General features: G+C 36.4%; 24 protein-coding genes and 2 other annotated features. Of the genes, 3 read left to right on the forward strand and 21 right to left on the reverse strand.

Translation table 11 applies throughout. The annotated features are described in order from the left end of the window. Window position 1: 1 nt before the first annotated feature. From MT489_RS20755 to MT489_RS20775, 5 genes are all read right to left on the reverse strand, one after another. Window positions 2-1,093 (reverse strand): PQQ-dependent sugar dehydrogenase, encoded by a 1,092-nt coding sequence (locus MT489_RS20755; protein WP_244683471.1) that lies wholly within the window; start codon window positions 1,091-1,093, stop codon window positions 2-4. Beyond that, window positions 1,059-1,604, reverse strand: a complete 546-nt coding sequence (locus MT489_RS20760) for a hypothetical protein (protein WP_244683472.1) — start codon at window positions 1,602-1,604, stop codon at window positions 1,059-1,061. Before MT489_RS20760 ends, MT489_RS20755 begins: the two co-directional genes overlap by 35 nt. A gap of 568 nt (window positions 1,605-2,172) precedes the next feature. Continuing rightward, window positions 2,173-4,587, reverse strand: coding sequence for a phenylalanine--tRNA ligase subunit beta (pheT, locus tag MT489_RS20765; protein WP_244683473.1), 2,415 nt, complete (start codon window positions 4,585-4,587; stop codon window positions 2,173-2,175). A 17-nt stretch (window positions 4,588-4,604) separates the two neighbouring features. After that, window positions 4,605-5,642: a phenylalanine--tRNA ligase subunit alpha gene (gene pheS / locus MT489_RS20770; protein WP_244683474.1), complete on the reverse strand. Its 1,038-nt coding sequence runs from the start codon at window positions 5,640-5,642 to the stop codon at window positions 4,605-4,607. A 612-nt stretch (window positions 5,643-6,254) separates the two neighbouring features. Then, entirely contained in the window at window positions 6,255-7,010 is a 756-nt protein-coding gene (locus MT489_RS20775; protein ID WP_244683475.1) for a TrmH family RNA methyltransferase, read from the reverse strand. Window positions 7,011-7,108: 98 nt separating this feature from the next. Here MT489_RS20775 and sspI point away from each other — a divergent pair, with 98 nt between their 5' ends. Further along, entirely contained in the window at window positions 7,109-7,315 is a 207-nt protein-coding gene (sspI, locus tag MT489_RS20780) for a small acid-soluble spore protein SspI (RefSeq protein ID WP_244683476.1), read from the forward strand. A gap of 41 nt (window positions 7,316-7,356) precedes the next feature. Here the strand turns inward: sspI and MT489_RS20785 are convergent, their stop codons facing one another. Further along, window positions 7,357-8,442: a M42 family metallopeptidase gene (locus MT489_RS20785; protein WP_244683477.1), complete on the reverse strand. Its 1,086-nt coding sequence runs from the start codon at window positions 8,440-8,442 to the stop codon at window positions 7,357-7,359. 28 nt (window positions 8,443-8,470) lie between these two features. Further along, complete coding sequence (locus tag MT489_RS20790; RefSeq protein ID WP_244683478.1) at window positions 8,471-8,962, reverse strand: dUTP diphosphatase; 492 nt, start codon at window positions 8,960-8,962, stop codon at window positions 8,471-8,473. Window positions 8,963-9,057: 95 nt separating this feature from the next. On the opposite strand from MT489_RS20790, the gene MT489_RS20795 reads away from it, so the two are divergent. Beyond that, window positions 9,058-9,447, forward strand: coding sequence for a sigma-w pathway protein ysdB (locus MT489_RS20795; RefSeq protein WP_244683479.1), 390 nt, complete (start codon window positions 9,058-9,060; stop codon window positions 9,445-9,447). A 151-nt stretch (window positions 9,448-9,598) separates the two neighbouring features. Here MT489_RS20795 and MT489_RS20800 read toward each other — a convergent pair whose 3' ends face one another. The 5 genes from MT489_RS20800 to infC all read right to left on the reverse strand — a co-directional run bounded on the left by MT489_RS20800 (window position 9,599) and on the right by infC (window position 11,979). Continuing rightward, entirely contained in the window at window positions 9,599-10,189 is a 591-nt protein-coding gene (locus tag MT489_RS20800) for a TVP38/TMEM64 family protein (RefSeq protein ID WP_244683480.1), read from the reverse strand. Window positions 10,190-10,237: 48 nt separating this feature from the next. Next, entirely contained in the window at window positions 10,238-10,510 is a 273-nt protein-coding gene (locus MT489_RS20805; protein WP_244683481.1) for a DUF1294 domain-containing protein, read from the reverse strand. Window positions 10,511-10,876: 366 nt separating this feature from the next. Beyond that, window positions 10,877-11,230, reverse strand: a complete 354-nt coding sequence (gene rplT / locus MT489_RS20810) for a 50S ribosomal protein L20 (RefSeq protein WP_213110562.1) — start codon at window positions 11,228-11,230, stop codon at window positions 10,877-10,879. 23 nt (window positions 11,231-11,253) lie between these two features. Continuing rightward, complete coding sequence (rpmI, locus tag MT489_RS20815) at window positions 11,254-11,454, reverse strand: 50S ribosomal protein L35 (protein WP_244683482.1); 201 nt, start codon at window positions 11,452-11,454, stop codon at window positions 11,254-11,256. A gap of 21 nt (window positions 11,455-11,475) precedes the next feature. Further along, a complete protein-coding gene (infC, locus tag MT489_RS20820; protein WP_244683500.1) occupies window positions 11,476-11,979 on the reverse strand; it encodes a translation initiation factor IF-3 in 504 nt (167 codons plus the stop codon). 77 nt (window positions 11,980-12,056) lie between these two features. Continuing rightward, window positions 12,057-12,198, reverse strand: a sequence feature (ribosomal protein L20 leader region). A 183-nt stretch (window positions 12,199-12,381) separates the two neighbouring features. Between infC and MT489_RS20825 the strand changes: the two genes are divergently transcribed. Then, a complete protein-coding gene (locus tag MT489_RS20825; RefSeq protein ID WP_244683483.1) occupies window positions 12,382-12,924 on the forward strand; it encodes a YusW family protein in 543 nt (180 codons plus the stop codon). A 48-nt stretch (window positions 12,925-12,972) separates the two neighbouring features. On the opposite strand, the gene thrS is transcribed toward MT489_RS20825, so the two are convergent. The 9 genes from thrS to polA form a co-directional block, all read right to left on the reverse strand. After that, window positions 12,973-14,898, reverse strand: a complete 1,926-nt coding sequence (thrS, locus tag MT489_RS20830; RefSeq protein WP_244683484.1) for a threonine--tRNA ligase — start codon at window positions 14,896-14,898, stop codon at window positions 12,973-12,975. A gap of 208 nt (window positions 14,899-15,106) precedes the next feature. Then, window positions 15,107-15,343, reverse strand: a binding site (T-box leader). A 44-nt stretch (window positions 15,344-15,387) separates the two neighbouring features. Beyond that, a complete protein-coding gene (locus tag MT489_RS20835; protein WP_244683501.1) occupies window positions 15,388-16,212 on the reverse strand; it encodes a putative sporulation protein YtxC in 825 nt (274 codons plus the stop codon). Between the two features lie 124 nt (window positions 16,213-16,336). Beyond that, window positions 16,337-17,275: a primosomal protein DnaI gene (dnaI, locus tag MT489_RS20840; protein WP_244683485.1), complete on the reverse strand. Its 939-nt coding sequence runs from the start codon at window positions 17,273-17,275 to the stop codon at window positions 16,337-16,339. Beyond that, a complete protein-coding gene (locus MT489_RS20845) occupies window positions 17,262-18,677 on the reverse strand; it encodes a replication initiation and membrane attachment family protein (protein WP_244683486.1) in 1,416 nt (471 codons plus the stop codon). Before MT489_RS20845 ends, dnaI begins: the two co-directional genes overlap by 14 nt. Before the next feature lie 13 nt (window positions 18,678-18,690). Then, window positions 18,691-19,146 (reverse strand): transcriptional regulator NrdR, encoded by a 456-nt coding sequence (gene nrdR / locus MT489_RS20850; RefSeq protein ID WP_244683487.1) that lies wholly within the window; start codon window positions 19,144-19,146, stop codon window positions 18,691-18,693. A gap of 429 nt (window positions 19,147-19,575) precedes the next feature. After that, on the reverse strand, window positions 19,576-20,178 hold the full coding sequence (gene coaE / locus MT489_RS20855) for a dephospho-CoA kinase (RefSeq protein ID WP_244683488.1): 603 nt from the start codon (window positions 20,176-20,178) through the stop codon (window positions 19,576-19,578). Between the two features lie 12 nt (window positions 20,179-20,190). Then, window positions 20,191-20,823, reverse strand: coding sequence for a sporulation membrane protein YtaF (ytaF, locus tag MT489_RS20860; protein ID WP_244683489.1), 633 nt, complete (start codon window positions 20,821-20,823; stop codon window positions 20,191-20,193). Between the two features lie 77 nt (window positions 20,824-20,900). Then, on the reverse strand, window positions 20,901-21,731 hold the full coding sequence (mutM, locus tag MT489_RS20865; RefSeq protein WP_244683490.1) for a DNA-formamidopyrimidine glycosylase: 831 nt from the start codon (window positions 21,729-21,731) through the stop codon (window positions 20,901-20,903). A gap of 35 nt (window positions 21,732-21,766) precedes the next feature. Next, window positions 21,767-24,397, reverse strand: a complete 2,631-nt coding sequence (gene polA, locus MT489_RS20870; protein WP_244683491.1) for a DNA polymerase I — start codon at window positions 24,395-24,397, stop codon at window positions 21,767-21,769. Between the last annotated feature and the right edge of the window lie 95 nt (window positions 24,398-24,492).

The following is a 24,492-nucleotide window of genomic DNA, read 5'->3' on the forward strand; positions in this document are numbered from 1 at the left end:
CTTATTTCAATTCAATTTTAATTAGACGATCGTCGTTTTCTGCTGGTGTTCCTCTTCCGTCCGTATTATTAGTAATAAAATACAAAGAGGCATCCTTAAAGAAAATATCCCGAATACGGCCATAACCCTTTATTTGAATGTTTACCTCTTTTCGTTCAATATCATAGACTCTAATCGCCTCCCCTCTTAAAGAGGCAATATATAATTTCCCATTATGATAAAGCATTCCACTTGGTGCCCACGTGTCTCCATTTGTATGATAGATTGGTGTTTCCATATCGGCTTTCTGCTCATCACCTTGAATATCCGGCCATCCGTAATTATTCCCAGGAATTATCATATTAATCTCATCGTGCGCACTTTGGCCATGCTCCGTTTCATACAACTGTCCACCTTCTGTCCATGCAAGTCCCTGAGGATTACGATGACCATATGTATAGACAGGAGAACCTTTAAATGGATTATCAGAAGGAATGGAACCATCAAATTCAATTCGTAATATTTTCCCCGACAGGTTTTCAGTATTTTGAGCAGATTCTGGAACCGCCGCATCACCCGTTGTGATATAGAGCTTTTTATCAGGACCTATCTTAATTCGGCCACCATTATGAATTTGGGTTCCAGGTATTTTTTCTATAAGCACTTCTGTTTCACGCCATGCATCCTTTTCTTTTACGATACGAATGACACGATTAAAGACATTTCCACTTTCTTCATAAGTATGGTAAACAAAGGCTTCTATATTTGTATTAGGAACAAGTTCAATCCCTAAAAGTCCGCCTTCCCCGCCGGTAAACAGCTTCTTACGGAAATGTACGGGCAATCTTTCGGTCTTTCCGGAAGATTCATGAAAAGATGTAATTGTCCCATGTCTTTCACTTATATAAAACATATCATCCTTATTTGTAATAGACCATGGTACTTCTAGTTTGTCCGCAAGTGTATACTCACTTTTATGTCCAAATGTCGGTTGATTTTCTTCGCTAGGAAGAGAATTCTTTTCTTCTTTATTTTCTGAGCAAGCTGTTAGAAAAAGAATAAAGAACAAAATCCACAAATTACGGCTGGAAAGAAACTTCCCCCAAGGCTTCATATTTTTTACTCACATCCTCTATGCTTAGTAAAATAACATTTAATTCTTTATCATATATCTCGAGTTGGTATATATCCCACAAATAAATATAGAGCTCTTCGATTACATCCATTTGTTTTTTTGTAAGGACGATATCACCTTTTGTAGAATTTTTTAGCTCGAGTAGTGAAGAAAAGATATGTTCCAACACGAAATCTGTTTTATTTACCTCATCTTCTTTTATAAAATGAAAATTAATCCCCATTGTTTTTAAATCGGAGTAGCTTGAAAATACTCGGTCTATTCCACCTATTAAATGATCTAATTGTGATTTTGAAATAGTATTACTTTCTCTAATATCATTGATTGGCACTTTTTTATATAAATCTTGTATCCCCATTCCCACACCATTTACATAGCTTGTGACTTTGTCGGGGGAAAATTGCTGAGAACTTGTTCTTCCTTGAACAGTTACAACAGTAATTATTGCAAAAAACAAAAATAAATATATTAACAAACGTTTTTTCTTCATGTTGTCCGTCCTTTAGTAGTTATTATCTTTTGGCTCCTTTTATCAAAAGTTGTTGTATTTTTATTCATATAAAATAATGAGAAAGAAGCTTCTAACTTTATAAGAACCGCTAAAATTCCTTTTCTTTATTAAACTTTTACAATAACAACAAAACTTACGAATTCAGCCTATATTTATGATTGTATAGAATTTCCTACTCTTTGTTAAGTGAGAATGCAAAAACGCGAGCATTTAGCTCGCGTTGCTTAATTGTCTAAGTCCAGCACCTATCGACTAGAAAACTTCTTACCTGTCTCTTTTGCGTAAGTCAACATCAATTCGCCCTTACGGACGCATTGTGTTTCCTTTATCTCAGTCGAAGGGTCTGTAGTTTTTACGTCCAAGGGCAAGGTGCTGCCGCTTTTCTTTGTCTAGCTGCAGCACCTATCGACTTGAAAACTTCTTACCCATCTTCTTACGATAAGTCAACATCAATTCGCCCTTACGGACTCATTGTGTTTCCTTTATCTCAGTCGAAGGGTCTGTAGTTTTTACGTCGATGAGCAATGTGCTTCCGCTTTTCTTCTTACTATCCTCTTAATTCTGCTCCTGCTTTTTCCTTTAATTCAGCAAGAACTTTATTATGAGCTTTTACAACTTCCTCGTCAGTTAGTGTTCTTTCTGGATTAGAATATGTTAGGGAGAAGGCGATAGATTTTTTACCTTTTTCCATATGCTCACCTTCGTATAAATCAAACACACGAACAGATTTTAGTAATTTTTTACCAGCTTCTTTAATAATAGCTGACAATGTTCCTGCACTTACTTCTTTATCTACCACTAATGCGATATCCCTAGTAATAGATGGGAAACGTGGAATTGGTACATATACAAGTGGAGGCAATTCGTAATTAAATAACGGTCCTGCTTTGATCTCGAAAACATACGTATTTTTTAAATCAAGCGCTTTTTGTACATGTGGGTGTACTTGACCAACATATCCAATAACTTCACCTGATAGTAGTATTTCCGCTGTTCTACCCGGATGCATACCTTCAAGTTCTGCTCTTCGGTATTCTATATTAGTTGATACTCCTAGTTTATCTAATAAGCCTTCTACAATTCCTTTTGCTACAAAGAAATCGACTGGCCTTTTTTCACCTTGCCATTCATTTTCCACCCAAAGGCCAGTAAGTGCCCCTGCGATATGTTCACGTTCTTCAGGCTGCATATCTTGACCATTGCTTAAAAAGACGGAACCAATTTCATATAAGTAAACAGAATCATGTTGGCGAGCTAAGTTATAAGAGACTGATTCCAAAAGTTGTGGAATAATACTCAATCTTAGTCTACTTCTTTCCTCACTCATAGGCATAGCTAATTTAACAGGTTCGCGTGATTCAATAGCAAAACGAGTGGCTTTTTCTTCGCTCGTTAAGGAATAAGTAATAGCTTGATAGAGACCAGCCCCTTCAAGAAAACCTCTTGCTGCTCTTCTTCTTGCCTGGACTACACTTAATCCTCCAGGTAAAGAAGCACCTCTTGGCAATGTTTTAGGAAGATTATCGTATCCATAAAGTCGAGCCACTTCTTCTATTAAATCTTCCTCAATCGTAATATCTCCACGACGAGTAGGAACTGTAACAATAAAGTTTTCATCCTCGGTAGACACTTCGAAATTTAAGCGATTGAAAATGTCAATTACGCTCTCTTTATTAATTTCCGTTCCAAGTACACGATTTATTTTTTCTAGCGTAATAGAAACAACCGCAGGTTCAATTTGCAAATAATTAGCCTCTACGATACCTTCAAGAACTTCTCCATCTGCAAGTTCTGCAATTAGTTGTGCTGCACGTTCTGCAGCTGGATGTACTCTCGCAGGATCTACACCCTTTTCATAACGGCTGCTAGCTTCACTGCGTAATCCGTGATGCTTAGATGTGTTTCGAATTGATTGACCAGCAAAATACGCAGACTCTAATAGGATTGTTGTAGTATCATTGCCAACTTCAGAATTTGCTCCTCCCATAACACCAGCTAATGCTACAGGCTCTGCTCCATTCGTAATGACAAGTTGGTCAGCAGTCAACGTACGCTCTGTATCATCAAGGGTCACAATTTTTTCACCTTCATGAGCTAGACGTACAACTACTTCTTTGGAACCGAAGCGGTCATAATCAAATGCGTGAAGCGGCTGGCCATATTCAAGTAAAATAAAGTTTGTTACGTCAACGACATTATTATGCGGTCTGATTCCTGCAGACATAAGTCGTGTTTGTAACCAAAGTGGCGATGGGCCAATTTTTACATTTTTAATTATTTTTGCTGTATATAAAGGATTATCCTCTTTTGCATCAATTTGAACAGAAATATAGTCCTCTGCTTTTTCATTCGATGCATTTAATGCAATTTCCGGCAATTTTACTTCTTTATTCAAAATCGCTGCTGTTTCATATGCCACACCTAACATACTTAGAGCATCTGCGCGATTCGGTGTCAAATCAAGCTCTAATACCTCATCGTCTAAATTTAATAGATGCAAAGCGTCTGCACCGACTTCTGTATTTTCAGGAAATACGTAAATTCCTTCAGCGAATTCTTTTGCTACTAGCTTTCCTTCAATTCCTAATTCTTGAAGGGAGCAAATCATTCCGTTCGATTCTTCTCCACGAAGCTTAGCCTTTTTAATTTTGAAGTTGCCCGGAAGGATAGCTCCTACCTTTGCTACGGCAACTTTTTGTCCTTTTGCAACATTTGGTGCTCCGCAAATGATTTGCACAGGTGTACCTTCACCAATATCCACTTGACACTTATTTAATTTATCTGCTTCCGGATGCTTTTCACATTCAAGCACATGACCAACAACTACATCTTTCATCCCCGCGCTTAATTGTTCAACTCCATCAACTTCGATACCACTTCTTGTAATTTTTTCGGCTAACTCACGTGCTGTTACGCCCTTAAGATCAACGTAATCTTGTAGCCATTTATATGAAACAAGCATGTTTTACCCTCCCGATATTATTCTTGAACCTCAAATTGTTGTAAAAAGCGAACGTCATTCGTGTAAAAATGACGAATATCATCGACACCATATTTCAACATGGCAATTCTTTCTGGACCCATCCCGAAAGCAAATCCTGTGTATTTTTTCGAATCAAAGCCGGCCATTTCAAGCACATTTGGATGGACCATGCCTGCTCCTAGAATTTCAATCCAACCTGTTTGTTTACAAACACGACAGCCTTCTCCACCACAGATTTTACAAGAAATGTCCATTTCTACAGACGGTTCTGTAAATGGAAAGAAGCTTGGACGCAAGCGTATTTCTCGATCATCTCCGAATATTTTTTTCGCGAACACTTCAAGGGTCCCTTTCAAATCTCCCATAGTAATATTTTCATCAATGACCAAACCTTCTATTTGAGTAAATTGATGTGAATGGGTCGCATCATCATTATCGCGTCGATATACTTTACCTGGACAAATGATTTTTACTGGACCTTTCCCCTCATGTTTTTCCATTGTCCTTGCTTGAACAGGTGATGTATGAGTACGAAGTAAGATTTCTTCAGTAATGTAAAATGAATCTTGCATATCGCGAGCTGGGTGCCCTTTTGGCAAATTAAGTGCTTCAAAGTTGTAGTAGTCTTTTTCTACCTCAGGACCCTCCGCCACTTTATAACCCATGCCAATAAAAAGATCTTCTATTTCTTCAATAATTTTTGTAAGTGGATGGCGGCTACCAGTGTTAACAGGTCTTCCCGGAAGAGTAATATCGATTGTTTCATCTTCAAGCTGTTTGCGAACTGCGGCCTCTTCTAATTCTTGTTGTTTAATACCTATTTCTTCTGTAATTTTTTCTCTTAGAACATTCACAAGTGCACCCATTTTAGGACGCTCTTCAGCAGATAATTTCCCCATGCCCCTAAGCACTTCCGTGATTGGGCCTTTTTTTCCTAAATAGGCAACTCTGACTTCATTCAATGCTTTTAAATCATTTGCATCATTGATTTTAGCCAATGCCTCTGCTTCTAATTGTTTTAGCTTTTCTTCCACAATAATTTCCTCCTTCTATTTAAAAGAATAGATCAAAAGCGAATGTGCCTGTTCAGCGACCTACTTGACAACAAAGATGTGGGGACGTCGATGTTCCTCTTTGGGGTTCTGATGAGATAAAGGAAACACGGTGAGCCTAAAAGGCGTGCCCCTGTTGACTTACGCAAACAGAAACCAAAAATTTGCTAGTAGCCGCCTGGCTGCTTGCTTAAGACGAAACTACTTTCTTAAAAGTTATCCACAAGGTTCCACTCTATAATTTCCTAAACAACAAAAAAAGCCCCAATCCCAAAAAGGGACGAGGCTTAGGTCGCGGTACCACCCTTATAAACATATTGTCTAGCACCTGCACTCAATGCATCCGCTTTTCAATTTATGTTCACTTCATTGTCATAACGGCAATCGCCGGGGTATCTTTACGTACACTGGATATTCAATACGGTCCCGATACCGACTCAGGAGGTGAACTTCACCTAGATTCCACTGAAAATGCTCACAGTCAAGGCATTTTCTTCCTGGTAGTTTTCTCTTAGGGTACTTTTCTCCGTCACAGTCATTTTCTTTATTTAGATATACAAAACATTATAGATGTTATGTTCAGCAATTTCAAACCTAATTTCGCAAATAATATAAAAGAATGCCTGCAGCAACTGCTACATTTAGAGATTCACTCTGTCCATAAATGGGAATATAGAGGTTTTTATCTGTATTTTTGAGAATATCAGGCGCTACTCCAGCACCTTCGTTTCCCACTATTAATGCAAAAGACTCGGTTGGAGCAATTTCCTTATAAGATACAGCTCCCTCTAAAGCTGTTCCATAGACGGGAATATCGGACTTTTTAAATGATTCAATCCATGTATGTATATCACCGGAAACAATAGGCAAATGAAAATGACTGCCTTGTGCTGAACGGATAACTTTCGGATTATATATATCTCCTGTGCCTTCCCCAACTATTACCACGTCAACCCCCACTGCATCAGCAGTACGTATCATCGTACCTATGTTACCCGGATCTTGTACTCCATCAAATAATAAAAATCGTTTCTGTTTTGTTAAATTAATCGTTATCTCTTTTTTACGGCAAATGGCGAAAATCCCTTGTGGAGTTTTTGTATCTGAAATAATTTTGCTTATATCGGCGGTTATCTTCGTTATTGATGGCATGTCACGAAACATCCATGAGTCTGGGATCTGAATGTTTTCTTGGAGGATTATTTCAATTACATCATTCGTTTTCAATGCTTCCTCAATTAGATGTTCCCCTTCAATAATATATCTTCCTGTTAAATCCCGCTCTTTTTTCGTGAGAAGCTTTTTCCATTCTTTAACTCGTGAATTTTTCGTTGATTGAATATATTCCATCAGTCAGGTCCTTTCAATTCATTCTTATACTATTATACATATTCTTGAGGTTTTGCGAAAAACTAAGTTGAACTTACATAGAAAGGAGATACACATTCATGGATATCAATATAAGAAATGCCGTAATTCACAATATTTCAGGAAACTCACAAGACCAGTTAAGGGATACAATCATTGATGCCATTCAGCGCGGAGAGGAAAAACTACTCCCGGGGCTAGGTGTATTATTTGAAGTAATTTGGCAAAACGCAGATGAACAAGAGAAAAACATGATGCTAGGCACATTAGAACAAGGATTAAAATAAAGGAGACGCATGACTTTTCATGCGTCTCCCGTTTTTAAGATTTATCCAAATGTTATTTCATCTACCGTTTTCCGATCTAAACGCTTTACAACTTCTGTAATCAGCTTAACCGCATTTTCAAAGTCGTCACGATGTAGTATTCCAGCATGTGTATGGATATAACGTGTAGCAATTGTGATAGCTAGAGATGGTGCTCCCTCATGAACTAAGTGAGTTGCTCCTGCATCTGTTCCACCACCAGGAATTGCATCAAACTGATAAGGAATTCCTAATTCATCTGCTGTCTTTGTTACAAGATCACGAAGCCCTTTATGCGAAACCATGGATGCATCATATAAAATTATTTGCGGTCCATCTCCCATCTTACCCATTGCTTCTTTTTCACTAACTCCTGGAGTATCTCCAGCAATCCCAACATCTACAGCAATGGAAATATCAGGCTGAACTTTATTTCCAGCAGTTTTTGCACCTCTTAAGCCAACTTCCTCTTGTACCGTTCCAACACCATAAACGACATTCGGATGTTTTTCATCTTTCAAATTTTTTAATACATTAATTGCAATCGCACAGCCAATACGGTTATCCCAAGCTTTTGCAAGTAAATGTTTTTCATTGTTCATTACAGTAAAGTCAAAATACGGAACTGCCATGTCTCCTGGGCGTACTCCCCACTCCATTGCTTCTTCACGGCTTGAAGCACCAATATCAATAAACATATCTTTAATGTCTACTGGTTTTTTTCGCACTTCTGCAGATAAAATATGTGGAGGTTTTGAACCAATCACACCCGTAATATCACCTTTTTCTGTTACAATCGTTACACGCTGTGCAAGCATAACTTGAGACCACCAGCCACCGACAGTTTGGAATCGTAAAAATCCTTTTTTATCAATTTGAGTAATCATAAAACCGACTTCATCCAAATGACCGGCAATCATTATTTTGGGTCCATTTGCATCTCCAACTTTTTTGGCAATCAAACTCCCAAGTCCATCAGTTTCGATTTCATCTGCGAAAGGCTCTATGTATTTTTTCATTACTTCTCTCGGTTCCCTTTCGTTTCCAGGGATTCCCTTCGCATCTGTTAAATCTTTTAGCATTGTTAATGTTTCATCAAATTTTTGCATTTTGCAACCTCCATATAATAAAAATTAATTAATACCCCTCTTGTTGCCTTTTGTAGTTCACTTCATTTTTAGCCTTATAGGCGTTGTGAACATCCGAAATCGAAAAACCTAATGATTGCCCAAGAATAAAGTATTGGCGCATTAATTCTTCATAACTGTCAAATGACCTTTTTGTCCGAAGTTCATCAACAAGGAAGTATATTTTTAAAAAGCTTTGGACTAAATCTTCATTTCCTTCTGATGATACGATTGAAATAGGTTCATTTGAAAATCCGAGTTCAAGGCCAATTGAAAGAATAAAATGAAACCCATCAACAAATTCTTCTAATATAACATGGTTTTCTGATGCAGGTTTTTTACTCCAAAATTTAAAGCATCTTGTTTCATTCGCCAGTTCACCAATTTCAACGAGCAAGGCTAAAATCTTTTCTTCCAATAATTTATGGTTCTCTAGCCCATGTTCGTTCTCTATGTATTTATCTAGCTCAGCCTGCATGGAAAACATTTCTTCTAATTTCATTTCTTTATCCCTCCAAAAAAATTATAACAGAAATTGAAACCTTTTCACTATTTAGACGTATAGGTGGATAAGATTACTCGAATGGAGGCCTCTTCATGATCTTTTTGCTGAGACTCGTGATTTTTGCATTTATTATTTACCTCATTTATAAGATAGTCAAGTTTATAATTGACCCGAAGAGAAAACTCGAAAGTGCCCACGAACAAAAAAAGTATTTTTTCTATGATATTCCTGATAATATAAGAAAAAATTTCCTTATTACTTTCAATGGTGTCATGTTTGAAGGCGAAAAATACTTGGGAACGACTGATCGCTCATTTGAGGTTGTATCGATTTTCATATGGCCGCATAATGCCGATCTTCTCAAAGGCTTGTCCTATGACGATTTTATTTTTATTGAAAATGAGGTTAAACTTCGGTATCCAGAAAGTGAAATCGACTGGAAAAGTCCGATAAAAGAATTAATGGCAAAAAAGAAGTCTTAATTATTTTCCAAGTTTATTCAAAGTAGTTGAACTTTCTACTTTTTATGCGTGAAGATTTCTCTAGATAAATTGCCGTTTCATTAAAAACTTCAAGAAATAGACAACACAGAATCTAGCGTTTGTTATCAAGCTGAAACCCCTGTTTTTACCTTTAACAGGGGTTTTTTCCTTGGTTTGATTGCTTGAAAAAATCTTCCCAGGCAATGATAGCTATTTTTTCACGAAGAATATAAAACAGCAATAGGAGCGAGCCAATAATGACTACTGCAATTGTAGGAGTAAAGTGGGTAATAAATTCCCCAAATACGGTATAAAAAAAAGCTAGTGGTAAATTTGTCGCAAACGACCCTTTAATAAAGCCACGAAAGTCAGGTCTTCTTTCTAGTAAGCACAAATTCAGTAAGTGATAATGGAAAAATGGAATGAGCCTTAATACTGCTATTTGCCCTACAGTCATTTTTGTGTAACGTCCAAACCATTTATATTTTATTTTCATTAATTTAGCATGCGTCCTTGGCATTTTTCTTATGCAAAAATAAAATAAAGAAGAAAGAAGAAGTAATCCCGCCATTGAATATACAGTTCCTAGGAAACTTCCAAAGAGAATTCCTCCAGCCATACAGAGGAGAACGACAGGGATAAATAAAAATTGTCTAAGAACATGAAAAAGAATAAAGATAAAAGGTGCTAGCATCCCCGTTCCTTCCATTATTGCAAGCATGATCAGTAACTGTTCATTCATCGTGATCACCTGCTTTCCTAACACTATTTTATTTTTCCTGCTCGTCTGTTATGACACAAGGGTGAAAAGGTAAAAATAAATAAACAAATCAATTATTGCCAAAATAGGAAATCCGTATTTAAACTGAAAATGCTTTGTTTTATGTCGATACACCTTCATACCGATAAAAGTCCCTGGTGCTCCCCCCATTAGAGCAACTATCCAAAGATTTTTTTCACTAATTCTCCTCTGATGGTGTATAGCTCTTCTCTTATCGCTTTTCATGATTTGTATACCGAAAACATTGATAATAATAAAATACCAGATTAATAAGAACCTCATAGTCACACACCCCTTTTTATAAAACAACCTATTTAAAATTTACATAGGATTTGAAACAATATCCAGTATTTTAGAAATTCTATTAGATGTAACTGAGATTTGGAATAAATTTTCCTTGTCGGAGCTTCCATATTGATTAATGTCGAATTCGAGAAGGATATTTTCTTTTCACAATTTCTTTCTCGAATGTAGCTCTTTTATTAAGAAACGTTTTATAGTTGCCGTAGCAATCCACCTTGAGAGAAGGAATAATTCCTCATATCAATAACTTCCCATCTACCATCATCTATTTAATTATCTAAAATAACTTTAATAAAACAAAAAACCACTCTCCATTTATATCGGAGAATGGCTTTTTTATAAAAATTAAAGAGATGCTTTTGCTTTGTTTGCTAGTTCTGCAAATGCTTGTGCATCAGAAACTGCAAGATCTGCAAGCATTTTGCGGTTTACTTCGATACCAGCTACTTTTAAGCCGTGCATTAAACGGCTGTATGATAGTCCGTTCATGCGAGCTGCAGCGTTAATACGTGTAATCCATAATTTACGGAAGTCACGCTTTTTGTTGCGACGATCGCGATAAGCGTACATATAAGATTTCATTACTTGTTGATTTGCTACTCTAAATAATCTATGTTTTGAACCAAAATAACCTTTAGCTAATTTTAATACTTTTTTACGACGTCTGCGGGTAACTGTACCGCCTTTTACACGTGGCATAATAATTCCCTCCTAATTGGATCTTATTTCAGATTGTCTAGCAAGTGGCGAATACGGCGGAAATCACCTTTAGATACCATTGCTGCTTTACGTAGCTTACGTTTTTGTTTTGTCGATTTATTTGCAAACAAGTGGCTTGTATAAGCTTGCGAACGTTTCAATTTTCCAGAACCTGTTTTTTTGAAGCGTTTTGCTGCGCCACGGTGTGTCTTCATTTTTGGCATAGTGTCTTCCTCCTCAAAACATTACTTTTCAATTTTTGGTGCTAAAACTAAGAACATGCTTCGACCGTCCATTTTCGGAGCAGATTCAACCGTTGCTAAATCATTACACTCTTCAGCAAAACGATTTAATACACGTTGTCCGATTTCTTTGTGAGTAATCGCACGTCCTCTAAAGCGGATAGAAGCTTTAACTTTATCGCCTTTTTCCAAGAATTTGCGGCCATTACGAAGCTTTGTATTAAAATCATGCTCATCAATTGTAGGACTCAAACGAACTTCCTTAATGTTGATCACTTTTTGATTTTTACGTGCTTCTTTATCTTTCTTCTGTTGTTCGAAACGGAATTTCCCATAGTCCATAATACGGGCAACAGGAGGTTTTGCGTTTGGAGCAACAAGAACAAGGTCAAGATTTACACGAGCAGCGATTTCAAGTGCTTCATTTCGGGATTTAACTCCCAGCTGTTCACCATTATGGTCGACGAGACGAAGTTCACGGGCACGAATGCCTTCATTTACCAACATATCTTTGCTAATAATTAGCCACCTCCAAGGTTTTTTCAAAGAATACGATGTTTGTTTCAAATTGCTGCCCAAAAATGAGCATTAAAAAAGTACGGGTACAAGGAACCCGCACTGTATTCACGCACAAATAGACTAGTTGAATAACAATAAACCATTAACCTGTCAACAGCTTGAATCTGCGTCAATCAGGCGAGAAGCGGGCAGCTCCTTCTTCTACAAACGAGTATTCAGTTCACCTTAGTTACTTTATCATAAACATATGCTTAAGTCAATGATGGATCCTTCTAATCAACGTCTTTCATAATAACAAATGCAACTTCATAATGCAATGTTTTTTTGAAAATGTTTAAAAAGGCTCTAACAGGAAAAACTTTTTATAACACTTTTTATGGAGGCATAAAAATGAAAAGACTATATTCTTCCCTTTTAGGAGTCACACTCGTTTTTGGTCTAGCAGCTTGTTCAAATGATCCGTCTGTTGATAATAATCCGAAGGAACAAGTAGTTCCAACGAAAACGTCGAAAAATGCAAATACTCCGGACGATAAAAGTATAGAAAATAGTGGGAATAAATCGGTCGGAAATGTAGGCAATGATCAAGAAGCTGCAGATAGAATGAAAGAACTTAATTTCAGCAAATTTGACCTGGAAGTTCAATATGATAATGACCAAGACATTGATTTTGAATATGAACAAAGAAGTGATAATGGTGATTACAAAGCTGAATTAGAGGACACTATTAATGATAGAAAGTTAAAAGGAGTAGAGGCCTTCAGTATGATTTATACACAATTAAAGGGCTTAGACATTAATGAAAATACTCCAAAAGAAGAAGTTATTCAAGAGTTCCTTAAACGCTTCAATCTCAGTGAAAATTATAATTCTTTTGAATTAGAATACACATTTAAAGATGGAAGAAAAATGGAGATTAAAGATAATAAATAAAGAGAAAGGCACCTTCTATTAATAATCAAACAGAAGGTGCCTTTTCTTTTAAATATTTACTTCTTCCTTTAACTTAGCTTTAAAATCTTCAAACGGAATAGTCTCAGACTTCTGTTCTCCGTATTTTCTTACATTTACAGAATTATTTTCAATTTCATTGTCCCCAACAACGAGCATATAAGGAATTTTTTGCATTTGTGCTTCCCTGATTTTGTAGCCAATTTTTTCATCACGCTTATCGAGTTCAACACGGCAGCCGGATGCTTTCAATTGATCTACAACTTGTTTTGCATAATCAAAATGGGCATCAGGTGAAACAGGAATCACTTGCACTTGAACTGGAGCTAGCCAAGTTGGAAACGCTCCTTTGTACTCTTCGATTAGGAAGGCAACAAACCGTTCCATTGTGGATACAACCCCACGATGAATAACTACCGGACGATGTTGTTTTCCGTCTTCGCCTACATATGTTAAATCAAATTTTTCAGGAAGAAGGAAATCAAGTTGTACAGTTGAGAGAGTTTCTTCTTTCCCTAAAGCTGTTTTAACCTGAACATCTAGCTTAGGACCATAAAAAGCTGCCTCTCCCTCAGCTTCGAAATACTCAACCCCAAGGTCATCCATTGCTTCTTTTAGCATTGCTTGTGCTTTATTCCACATTTCATCATCGTCAAAATATTTTTCTTTATCTTCAGGATCGCGGTAAGAAAGACGGAACGAATAGTCGTTAATATCAAAGTCTTTATATACCTCATTTATCAGCTGAACAACACGGATAAATTCATCCTTAATTTGATCAGGACGTACAAAAATATGCGCATCATTCAATGTCATTCCACGAACACGCTGTAGTCCTGATAAAGCACCAGACATTTCATAACGGTGCATGGTTCCCAGCTCGGCAATACGGATTGGCAGTTCACGATAACTATGAATGTCATTTTTATACACCATCATATGATGTGGGCAATTCATTGGGCGTAATACAAGCTGCTCATTATCCATTTCCATGACTGGGAACATATCATCACGGTAATGATCCCAGTGACCACTTGTTTTATAAAGATCAACGCTTCCCATTATTGGAGTATAGACATGATCGTACCCAAGCGATACTTCCTTATCGACGATATAACGTTCGATGATTCTACGTATAGTAGCCCCTTTAGGAAGCCATAGCGGTAAACCTTGACCTACCTTTTGTGAATTTGTAAACAGGCTTAATTCTTTTCCTAATTTACGGTGATCACGTTCTTTTGCCTCTTCCAACATTTTTAAATGTTGCTCAAGATCTTCTTTTTTGAAAAAGGCTGTTCCATAAATACGTTGCAACATTTTGTTATTACTATCGCCACGCCAATAAGCTCCAGCAATGCTTAATAGTTTAAATTCTTTGATTTTCCCTGTTGATGGAACGTGAACACCACGGCAGAGGTCAGCAAAATCCCCTTGCTCATAAATTGTTACTTTTTCATCTGCAGGAATGGCATCAATTAATTCCTGCTTATATTCATCATGAACAAACATTTGCTTAGCTTCGTCTCGGGATACTTCCTTTCTGACAACTTCAATGTTCTCATTAACGATTTTTTTCATTTCTTTTTCAATGAGAGGAAGATCTTCCGGAGTAATGGAATGATCTAAATCCATATCATAATAAAAACCATTTTCAATGACAGGACCTACTCCTAGCTTTACATTAGGAAATAATCTTTTTATTGCTTGTGCCATTAAGTGGGCTGTACTGTGGCGTAAAATTTCAAGCGCTCCGTCACTTTCAGGTGTGATAATTTCGATAGAACTATCTTGCCTGATTGGTGTTTTCAAATCTATGAATTGACCATTTATTTTACCTGCCAATGCTTTTTTTCGTAAGCCCGGACTAATGGAAGCTGCAATGTCTTCTGTTGTCGTAGTATTTGAAAACTCCTTTATTGTTCCGTCTGGGAAAGTAATTTTTACTTGATCTGACATGACACTACACTCCTTTTTTTATTTAGGTTCTGATAAGCTTATACATTAATTGTTGCTTTAGATGATCTTTCTCTGGTGGGTCAGGACATCACGGAGCTTGCGGCCAGTGAAGTCTTCAGTTAATCGTTTTTCCTGCAGGAGTCACTTCCGCTACAATCAACAATGAACTTTATCAAAACCATTTTAAAATATAAAAAAACCCGCCCCGGAAAGGGACGAGTTTTATACACGTGGTTCCACCCTAATTTTCATCACGTAAAAAATACATAATGACTTTGGATTATACATAACGGAGATCTTCCGCCAACCAATACTACACGCTTAAGCGAATTCATGATTGGAGTTCAAAGGTGGTAAGCATCATGTTCGTGTTGGAAAGTTCGCAGCAATTCTTTCCTCTCTGTAAACCGTAACAAAATACTCATGTCCTTATCAATACTTGTAAATTATAGATTATGTACGCTATTATAGTCGTTTTGAAAATGAAAATCAAGTATCTGAATATGCATTTATCAAAGTATTGATATGGGTTGTCGATAGAATAGATATACGTTCTTCAAAAATATTTTTTAAAGTCCTAATAAGGGGCTGATCTTCTTCATCTGTGTATAAAAATATTTTGATGGGTGCCATTGATAAAAGAGGTGCGATAACAGATGAATCTACATAAACTGGATGGTTAGAAAGCAAACGGCGGTCCATTATTTCCTTGATTTCATCTTTCCCCATTTCTTGTAGTTTTTCGTTTAAAAATAGAATCGGTTTTTCAAGTAATACATGTACAATATTTTTTTGAGAGACACGATTTTTTAAGTAGTCCCGCAACATATTTACAAACATCTGATAATCTTGTTCCATTTTATATTCATCAATTGCAATATTTAAATACTTTGTAACACTTTCAAAATAATTTTTTAAACGGAATCGTAAAAAAGAATCGAATAAAACCGAACCATTAAAATTAAGTAAGTCAACTACAGCCTCATGAAGTAAATCTTCCTCGTCCATCTTACCAACTAGCGAAACTAATTCAAACCGCTCCCCAGTAAACATTTGATTTAAGATTGTAATGATTTCAATACGTTCATCTTCAATTTCATACTTATACGTTTCATATAAGACATTGTCCACCCATTCATTTCTTTTTACATCTTGAATAAATCGGATTAAAGCTTGTATATACCGCTCTTTTTTGACAAAAAGATGATGAAAGGAATATATAAATTGGCTTTGCCTTTCCGTAAAGGAGTCTTGCAAGCCATTGGCAGATAAAAAAGCTTTAAAACGTACAGCATCTTGAATGGATTTAAACATTAATTCCAAGCCTGCTCCCCCTTTTTCCCTGCATTGTTACATATATATGAGAGAGCGCTTGGACTAGACCTGCTAATATGAACAAGCAACAAAAAAAACACCCGCTACGTTATATAGCAGGCGGTTAAAAATGTCTTCTATTAGGTCCATCCAATTTTACAGGGATAGAAAGGTATTTGATCCTCTCCATAATTCTAGCGGCTTTTATCTTTTCTTCTTCTCCCCTTTGAGAATATGTAAGATGATGCTCTAGACCCGCATAATCAAAGTTAGATGAGAAAAAGGTGGGTAATTGTTCGTGCATTCTAAATTGTAAAATTGAGCCGAGGACTTCATCTCTTGTCCAGCTCGACATTGCCTCTGCCCCAATATCATCCAGCATTAAGACCTTTGCGTTTTTTACTGCATCCAGTTTTTCATTTAATGACTGGTCTCCTAAAGATTGCTTCATTTCTCGCAAAAACTCTGGAACATACACAATTAGCGTGGAAATTTCTTTTTCAGCCAATTGATTGGCTATTGCTCCTAATAAATAGGATTTTCCGACCCCAAAACTTCCATGTAAATATAACCCTTTGGTCATTCCCTTTTCAGGATCGTAGGAAGAAGCGAACTTCTCTGCATATTCAAAGGCATCGATACGCCCAGGGCTATTTAATGAGAATTCAGCAAAAGATGCTTGTAGTATTTCTTTAGGAACATAAATACTATTTATCAATCTTTCGGTTTTTCTACGTTCATCGTGAATAACTTTTGTTGGGCATGGGCGATAATATAATCCGATTGACTCACGTTCTACTACTATCTCAGGTTCATATCCTGGCATAAGATTGCAGCATTTTTCTAGACTTGCACAATTCACACATTTTTTCGTTTGCGAAGCATACTCATATAACTTCATCATGTTTTTTTCGATTATGTCATGTGTGAGATTGTTACGGTTTTCCTCTAAAAAAGCTAGAACCTCGGGATTTTGTAATACTTCTGATTTCATATCAGCATAGCGTTGCCTAAAACTAGGTGATTTGGAAAGTTTTTTTATCGTTTCTTCAATTCTCTCCACCTTTTTCACCTCCATTTTTTTGATACTTTCTTTGAATAGCTTCTAATCTTCGTCGTTTTTCCTCTAAATCTTCTGTTTGCAATTGAACTTCTTTTTGGTTGGAATCTTCTTGGGAGACAAACCAATCAGGAAGCTTTTCGGTTCGAATCGGTTTATTTCGTCTCTGGGTTGAATCCTTTTTTGTTATTGCCCATTCTTGGTACTGTCTATGTTCACTTTTGGCTAAATCCATAGCAGATTTCACAGTCTTAATCTTTTTACGTGACCAATGAGAAGCAATCTTTTCTAAATAATTTTTTGAAAGCTTCATATCCGTTTTTAACATGACATAATGAATTAACACGTTCGTTACACCTGGATGCAACTTTTGTTGAAACATAATATCTTCCACTGCTTGAAGATCCGATTTAGCAGGCTCTCCACCATCAGAGAGATCAATTAAAAGTTGTCTTGGGGAAACTGTTTCTAGGTAGGAAACAAGTTTATCTTCTTTTGTCTCTATTTTCGTATCGTTTTCCCGATGGATAACTGGCTGAATTCGATCAACCAACTGTGGTAAGCGTGATTCATTTTCCATCTGATACCAATCACGTGCATTTTTCCTAAGGTCATCTACATTTATTTTTTGGTCAGGTGTAAGACTTTGCAATACAATTTTTTTCATGTCCACTGCATTAATCGAATATAGAAATGCAAGTTTGGCAATTGCGTCCTTAATAGCTGGAGTGAATAACTTCCGAGGTATCATAAATTCAGACAAGCCGACAAGTAAAAGATCAAAATCAAAATCGTTCCCATCAATTGTTATAGAGTTTGGTTTCTGTCTATGATTATACTCTTCTCCATGTTCTGGAATACTTGCAATATGACCTTCACTTTGCGTCAAAGTATTTACACCCAGTGATGTAAATACATCTTGAAAGCTACGAGTTACTTCACTAAACTCGTTCAGATCCAATTTTTTATTAGTAAATGATTTTTTTAATTTTATGAAGTGAGTTTGTCCTAGTTTTTGGTATAAATATATGTTTAGCATCCCGTCTGTAAAAAACTGCTCTGCTGAGAGGGGAGGCTGAAGTTCATATATAAAAGAGCGGCTCTCATTATTCGTTTGGATAAACGTCTTTAATAAACCGATTCCTTCAAGCTTAAGTCTTGCATGATAAATTTCTTCTAAATTGAGATCAAAAGCGTTCATTAAATGATAATGATTCCATTCTTCTGATAACGATTTACCTTCTTCAACCATATACAAAAGCGTATTATATAAAGTAAGACAAATAGGCCCTATGAGAGGCTGATATAATAAAGTAATGATTTTATTATCATATTGATGTAAGATACCATTCATAGCAACAGTAAATGCATCAATTGGCTGAACCTCGTTCCAATACTGCTTCATCGTAAACACACTTTCAATCTTTCTTAATTAAGTCTTTTAGTTCGTCTAAAAAAACGTTCAAATCTTTAAATTGACGGTAAACGGAAGCAAATCGTACATATGCTACTTCATCAATTTTCGCCAATTTATCCATAACCATTTCACCAATTATTTCTGATTTCACTTCAGGTTGTCCAAGATTTCGCAAGTCTCTTTCAATATCATGAGTAATCTTTTCAAGCTGCTCTAATGAGACAGGACGTTTTTCACATGCCCGTATTAAGCCACGTAATATCTTCTCTCTGCTAAATTCCTCACGAATTCCTTCTTTTTTGACCACAATAAGTGGTGTTTCTTCCACTCTCTCAAAAGTTGTAAAGCGATACGAGCATTTTTCACATTCTCGTCTTCTACGTATCGAACGTACTTCATCAGCAGGTCTTGAATCGACAACTCTTGTGCCATTATGATGGCAAGAAGGGCATTTCATGCTATCAGCTCCGATCAAAGTACTTTTCAATGTCCTGTTTAATAATACCTAGCCTTCAAGTTTAAAAATGTTTCGTCAACCTTCTATGCAACAGGTTTTTGCATCTCTAGTAGATACCTTTTTATAACATGAGTCTATTATAATTTAAATAAAGACACTTTTACCTAAGAACATTTGCTTGTTGTTTAGCTAGAGGATGAAATTAAGGAGTCAGTTGCAAGGGACAGTACTTCCATATTCTCCCTTCCACCCAAGGCATTAAGCTTTTCGTATATTATACCGTTTTTTGTCCTAATAAAAAAGGTGAGTTGACCAATATACCACATTATCTTACATATTACTGTATTTTCTACCACAAGTATAATGTATGTCAAAAGCAACCGTCTAAAGTAGTAAAATCCTAAAAGAAATTTCTTTTAGGATTTTACTTTATGGTTCCAATTTCCAGTCTCTAATCAATTCATTTATTTGTCTTTCCGTTTCGTCTATCGTTCCATTATTGTCAATAACAGCGTCTGCACGCTCTACTTTTTCTTGGAGAGGAAGTTGTGAACCTATTCTTGCAAGAGCTGCTTCTTCAGTTAAACCATTTCGATTCAGTAATCTTTTTAACTGTATGTCTGGATCTACAAAGATAACTATTACTTTTTCTACTAAATACGTAAGATTACTTTCATATAAAAGAGGTATATCATAAATAATGGTATTTTTCCCTTGTTCTAACGCCTGTATCTTCCAATCATTCAAACATTCTCTAACAGCTGGATGTACGATGCTATTCAACTGTTTTCTTTTATCCTCATCGTTAAAAATTATCGATCCTAAAGTTGAACGATTGATAGTCTCGTCGCCATTTAAAATGTCTCGACCAAATGTCTCAACAATTTGATCATAAGCTTTCTGGCCTGGCTCAACGACGATACGAGAGGCGATATCAGCATCAAGAATGGCAAAACCCATTCCTTTTAGCATGTTAGAAACAGTGCTTTTTCCACTCGCGATGCCTCCGGTAAGTCCAATCATTTTTGCCATAAGCAACCTCTTTCACAATTTTAATATGCCTATTAGTATTAACAGTAGCCCTGGGATAAAGGCAAATTTTTGCACCCAATTCAAATGGGAAAAAAGCCTGCCAAGCTGCAAACCACATATAAGGAATATATAACTCATAAAAGCTGCTAATCCTGCTAACAGTATAGGGGAAAATCCAAGCATCGCAGCGCCTATTCCCGCTCCAAACGCATCCAATGATAAAGCTGTTCCGAGTATGAGAGCTTCAAGTCCCGTAATAGTTCCTGAGCCATCGAAATCGGCCCTTGTAGGTTTCTTTAAAATATTTATTACTATTCCTAAAGATTTTATTTCCCAATTAAGGACAATTTTTTCATGGACTAAAGTAGGTTCTTTTTCAGTTTTAAAAAATTGATATACGACCCAAGCACCAATTACGATTAATATAGTTCCTCCAATACGGCTTGCCATCGTGGGCGAAAGCATGTTTAAAATCAACTGACCAGCAAACATCGCTAGTCCCAAAGATACTGCAGTACAAGATGCAATAATCAAAATTGACTTTAAAGGAATCTTCATTTTTCTAAGCCCGTAGGCAAGACCCGTACTAAAGCTGTCTAGACTGATTGCCATTGCTAGTAAAATAAGTGAAAACGAAAAATCCATCTTCAAACCCCTTCCTCGCCATAAGTCGATAACCCAGTATATGAGGAAGGCTAGTTGATTGTTAAAAAGGCAAAAAGTCAGTTACATACTTGGCACGCAGGACAAAAATGTGTACCTCTACCAGCTACTTTAATTTTTTGTACAATAGCACCACAATGGTAGCATTCTTCATCTTTCCTGCCGTATACCTTTAATTCATTTTGATATGTTCCAATTTGACCATAGGAATTCATATATGTGTTGACGGAGCTACCACCAGCATTAATAGATTCTTGTAAAGTGAGTGCAGCTTGTTCCTTCAATGTCAATATTTCCTGGTCTGATAATGTTTTTGTTTTTCGTTCAGGATGTATTCGTGATCTGAATAACACCTCATCTACATAAATATTGCCCAGTCCTGTTACAATCGTTTGATCAAGTAAGACAGCTTTAATGAATCGATCAGTTTTCATTAATTTCCCCTTAAAATAATCAAATGAAAATTCATATGAAAAAGGCTCAGGACCAAGATTAGATAAAGGAGGTACTGCCCATTCTGATCCTTTAGCAAATAAATGCATCGTTCCAAATTTACGGACATCACGATACCTTAATTCCTCTCCTCCTGAAAGACAGAAGATCACATGTGTATGCTTATCAACAGGATCTTCTGTTTTATGCTTGCTATATTTTCCTTCCATTCTTAGATGTGAAACGAGAGAATAATCATCCAATAAAAAGATTAAAAACTTTCCTTTTCTATCTATATCACGAATGGTTTGTCCTTTTAACGCATCTTGAAATTGCTCATGTTGTTCAGGGCTTTTGATTATTTTTGGCCAACCTACTTTAACATCAATAATTCTTTGGCCAGCTACTAACTCAACAAGCGATCTCCGCACTACTTCCACTTCAGGTAATTCAGGCATACTATCATCTCTCTTCTTGCTCAATTCTACGATGTTTATTTCGCATCAAACCATGTTGATCCATAAGAATATTCAACTTTAAGCGGTACTGATAATGGAAGAGCATTCTCCATGACTTCAGGAACTATTTGTATTAATGTTTCTATTTCATCCTTTGGAGCCTCAAAAATTAATTCGTCATGAACTTGAAGCAATAAGCGTGTTTTTAATCCTTCTACCCTTAATCTCTCAGCCATATCAATCATCGCTTTTTTAATAATATCTGCCGCACTTCCTTGGATTGGTGTATTCATAGCTGTTCTTTCGGCAAAACTTCGTAAATTAAAATTACGGCTCGTGATTTCAGGTATATATCTTCTTCTATGCAATAGCGTAGAAACATAACCTGTTTCCCTTGCTTCCACAATAATGTCTTCCATATAATTTTTTACGCCCGGAAAGCTTTCTAAATAGCGTTCAATGAATAGGCCAGCTTCTTTTCTTGTAATCCCTAAATTTTGGGATAATCCGTAATCACTAATCCCATAAACGATTCCAAAATTGACTGCTTTTGCTTGCCTTCGCATATTGCTATCGACTTCTTCTTCTGATACGTGAAATACGTCCATTGCTGTTTTCGTATGAATGTCCATATCATGCTTGAATGCATCTTTTAAATTTTCATCTTGAGCTATTTCAGCTAATACTCTAAGTTCAATTTGGGAGTAATCCGCCGCAAATATCACCCAATCTTCCTCAGAAGGAATAAAGGCTTGTCTAATTTTTCTCCCTTCTTCAAGGCGAATTGGGATATTTTGTAGATTCGGATCAATAGAGCTTAATCTTCCAGTAGCAGCTAAAACTTGATTGAAACGGGTATGAACTTTATTTGTACCCTTGTGTACAACCTTTAATAATCCTTCTATATAAGTTGATTGTAATTTTCCGAGCTGCCTATAAGTTAAGATTTCTTTTATGATCTCGTGATCGTTCTCCAATTTCTCCAATACATCGGCAGAAGTTGAAAAACCAGTTTTAGTTTTCTTAATGACTGGAAGTCCTAACTTTTCAAATAATATGACCCCTAATTGCTTAGGAGAATTAATATTAAAGGTTTCGCCAGCAAGATCATGAATTTTCGATTCAATTTCTAGTAATCTTTCGGCAAGCTCTACTTGCATGTTTTCCAGCCTTCTAACATCAACCTTAACCCCTGTGTACTCCATATTAGCCAATACAAGTGATAGAGGGAGTTCCAAATCATAAAATAATTCCGTCTGTTCATTTTTATGAAGTTCTTTTAAACAAGGCTCTGTTAAAACTTCAATACCTATCGCCTTACGGACAAGGTGTTCTGCCAAAATATCTCCTTCGGCTGCTTTTTTCTTTGCACCTTTCCCATAAACGGCTTCGTCGGTCTTTACGTCTGTGTAGTTATGACGTTTCGCAACTCCTGCGAAATCCTCTGTTGACTCGGTAGGATTGAGTAAATAGGAAGCTAACAATAAATCAAAATCGATTCCTTTTAAATCAATCCCCCTTCTTCTTAGAGCAACTATAGAAAGTTTAGCGTCGTACACACGCTTTTTCTTGTCTTCATCTTCTGCCCATTTTTTAAATGCTTCAGAATCTAATGCTTTTTCAGCCGGTAAATAAAAATTGCCTTTTTCATTGGATAATGCAAAGCCAATGATTTCACCAGTCATATAATTATCATTCAAAATCTCAACATAAAAAGAATTGTTATTGGCAAATAAATCATCTGTTATCTCTTCTACTGTTTCGTAATTAATCTCTTTTACTTCTTCAGATGCGCTATCATCGGCGCCATCAATTTTATCGAGGAGTGAATTAAAACCTAATTCTTTAAAAATAGTACTAAGCTTAGACGGATCATATCCTTCATATAATAGCTCATCGACAGTCATTTCAATAGGAGCTTCCTTAGTAATGGTCGCAAGCTCTTTACTCATAATGGCCTGATTTTTGAATTCCTCTAGTCTTTCTTTTAATTTATTGCCGCTTACTTTATCAATATTGTCTAAAAGGTTTTCTAGTGTTTCGAACTGCACTAGCAATTTTATCGCTGTTTTTTCACCGACACCTGGTACCCCTGGAATATTATCAGACTGATCACCCATTAAACCTTTCATATCAATAATTTGATGAGCAGTAAGACCATATTTTTCTTTTATATGTTCAGGTGTATAGTTTTCTATATCAGTTATACCTTTTCTAGTAATACTGACTGTAATGTGATCAGTACTTAATTGTGTTAAGTCCTTATCTCCTGAAATGACTTGAACATCAAACCCTTCTTTTTCTGCTTGAGTAGCAAGCGTTCCAATAATATCGTCCGCTTCATAATTCTCAAGCTCATATCGCTTAATACCGTATGCATCAAGAAGGTCTCTTAAAAAAGGAAACTGTTCTGATAATTCCGGAGGGGTTTTTTGTCGTCCACCCTTATACTCCTTAAACGTGGAATGACGGAAAGTTGTTTTCCCGGCGTCAAACGCTACAAGTATATGAGTAGGTTTTTCTTCTTCCAAAACTTTCATCAACATGGTAGTAAACCCATACACTGCGTTCGTATGGATTCCTTTTTCGTTATTGAGAAGCGGCAGTGCAAAAAAAGCACGGTATGCAATACTATTACCGTCGATAAGCATTAATTTTTTCTTCATTAATTAAACTCCTCCTTATGGAGCGGACTCGTCCTAATTATTCTATTTTTATTTTAGCATGAGGGAAAGAGAATGTGAAAACAAACAGTTGTTCC

The sequence above is a fragment of the Lederbergia wuyishanensis genome (assembly GCF_022900255.1).
GTDB classification, from domain to species: domain Bacteria; phylum Bacillota; class Bacilli; order Bacillales; family Bacillaceae_C; genus Lederbergia; species Lederbergia wuyishanensis.

Coding starts and splice junctions, on each gene's coding strand:
- MT489_RS20755 (WP_244683471.1), bottom strand. CDS start 1,093: ATGAAGCCTTGGGGGAAGTTTCTTTCCAGCCGTAATTTGTGGATTTTG.
- MT489_RS20760 (WP_244683472.1), bottom strand. CDS start 1,604: ATGAAGAAAAAACGTTTGTTAATATATTTATTTTTGTTTTTTGCAATA.
- pheT (WP_244683473.1), bottom strand. CDS start 4,587: ATGCTTGTTTCATATAAATGGCTACAAGATTACGTTGATCTTAAGGGC.
- MT489_RS20775 (WP_244683475.1), bottom strand. CDS start 7,010: ATGGAATATATTCAATCAACGAAAAATTCACGAGTTAAAGAATGGAAA.
- sspI (WP_244683476.1), top strand. CDS start 7,109: ATGGATATCAATATAAGAAATGCCGTAATTCACAATATTTCAGGAAAC.
- MT489_RS20785 (WP_244683477.1), bottom strand. CDS start 8,442: ATGCAAAAATTTGATGAAACATTAACAATGCTAAAAGATTTAACAGAT.
- MT489_RS20790 (WP_244683478.1), bottom strand. CDS start 8,962: ATGAAATTAGAAGAAATGTTTTCCATGCAGGCTGAGCTAGATAAATAC.
- MT489_RS20795 (WP_244683479.1), top strand. CDS start 9,058: ATGATCTTTTTGCTGAGACTCGTGATTTTTGCATTTATTATTTACCTC.
- MT489_RS20800 (WP_244683480.1), bottom strand. CDS start 10,189: ATGAATGAACAGTTACTGATCATGCTTGCAATAATGGAAGGAACGGGG.
- MT489_RS20805 (WP_244683481.1), bottom strand. CDS start 10,510: ATGAGGTTCTTATTAATCTGGTATTTTATTATTATCAATGTTTTCGGT.
- rplT (WP_213110562.1), bottom strand. CDS start 11,230: ATGCCACGTGTAAAAGGCGGTACAGTTACCCGCAGACGTCGTAAAAAA.
- rpmI (WP_244683482.1), bottom strand. CDS start 11,454: ATGCCAAAAATGAAGACACACCGTGGCGCAGCAAAACGCTTCAAAAAA.
- infC (WP_244683500.1), bottom strand. CDS start 11,979: ATGTTGGTAAATGAAGGCATTCGTGCCCGTGAACTTCGTCTCGTCGAC.
- MT489_RS20825 (WP_244683483.1), top strand. CDS start 12,382: ATGAAAAGACTATATTCTTCCCTTTTAGGAGTCACACTCGTTTTTGGT.
- thrS (WP_244683484.1), bottom strand. CDS start 14,898: ATGTCAGATCAAGTAAAAATTACTTTCCCAGACGGAACAATAAAGGAG.
- MT489_RS20835 (WP_244683501.1), bottom strand. CDS start 16,212: ATGTTTAAATCCATTCAAGATGCTGTACGTTTTAAAGCTTTTTTATCT.
- MT489_RS20845 (WP_244683486.1), bottom strand. CDS start 18,677: ATGAAGCAGTATTGGAACGAGGTTCAGCCAATTGATGCATTTACTGTT.
- nrdR (WP_244683487.1), bottom strand. CDS start 19,146: ATGAAATGCCCTTCTTGCCATCATAATGGCACAAGAGTTGTCGATTCA.
- coaE (WP_244683488.1), bottom strand. CDS start 20,178: ATGGCAAAAATGATTGGACTTACCGGAGGCATCGCGAGTGGAAAAAGC.
- ytaF (WP_244683489.1), bottom strand. CDS start 20,823: ATGGATTTTTCGTTTTCACTTATTTTACTAGCAATGGCAATCAGTCTA.
- mutM (WP_244683490.1), bottom strand. CDS start 21,731: ATGCCTGAATTACCTGAAGTGGAAGTAGTGCGGAGATCGCTTGTTGAG.
- polA (WP_244683491.1), bottom strand. CDS start 24,397: ATGAAGAAAAAATTAATGCTTATCGACGGTAATAGTATTGCATACCGT.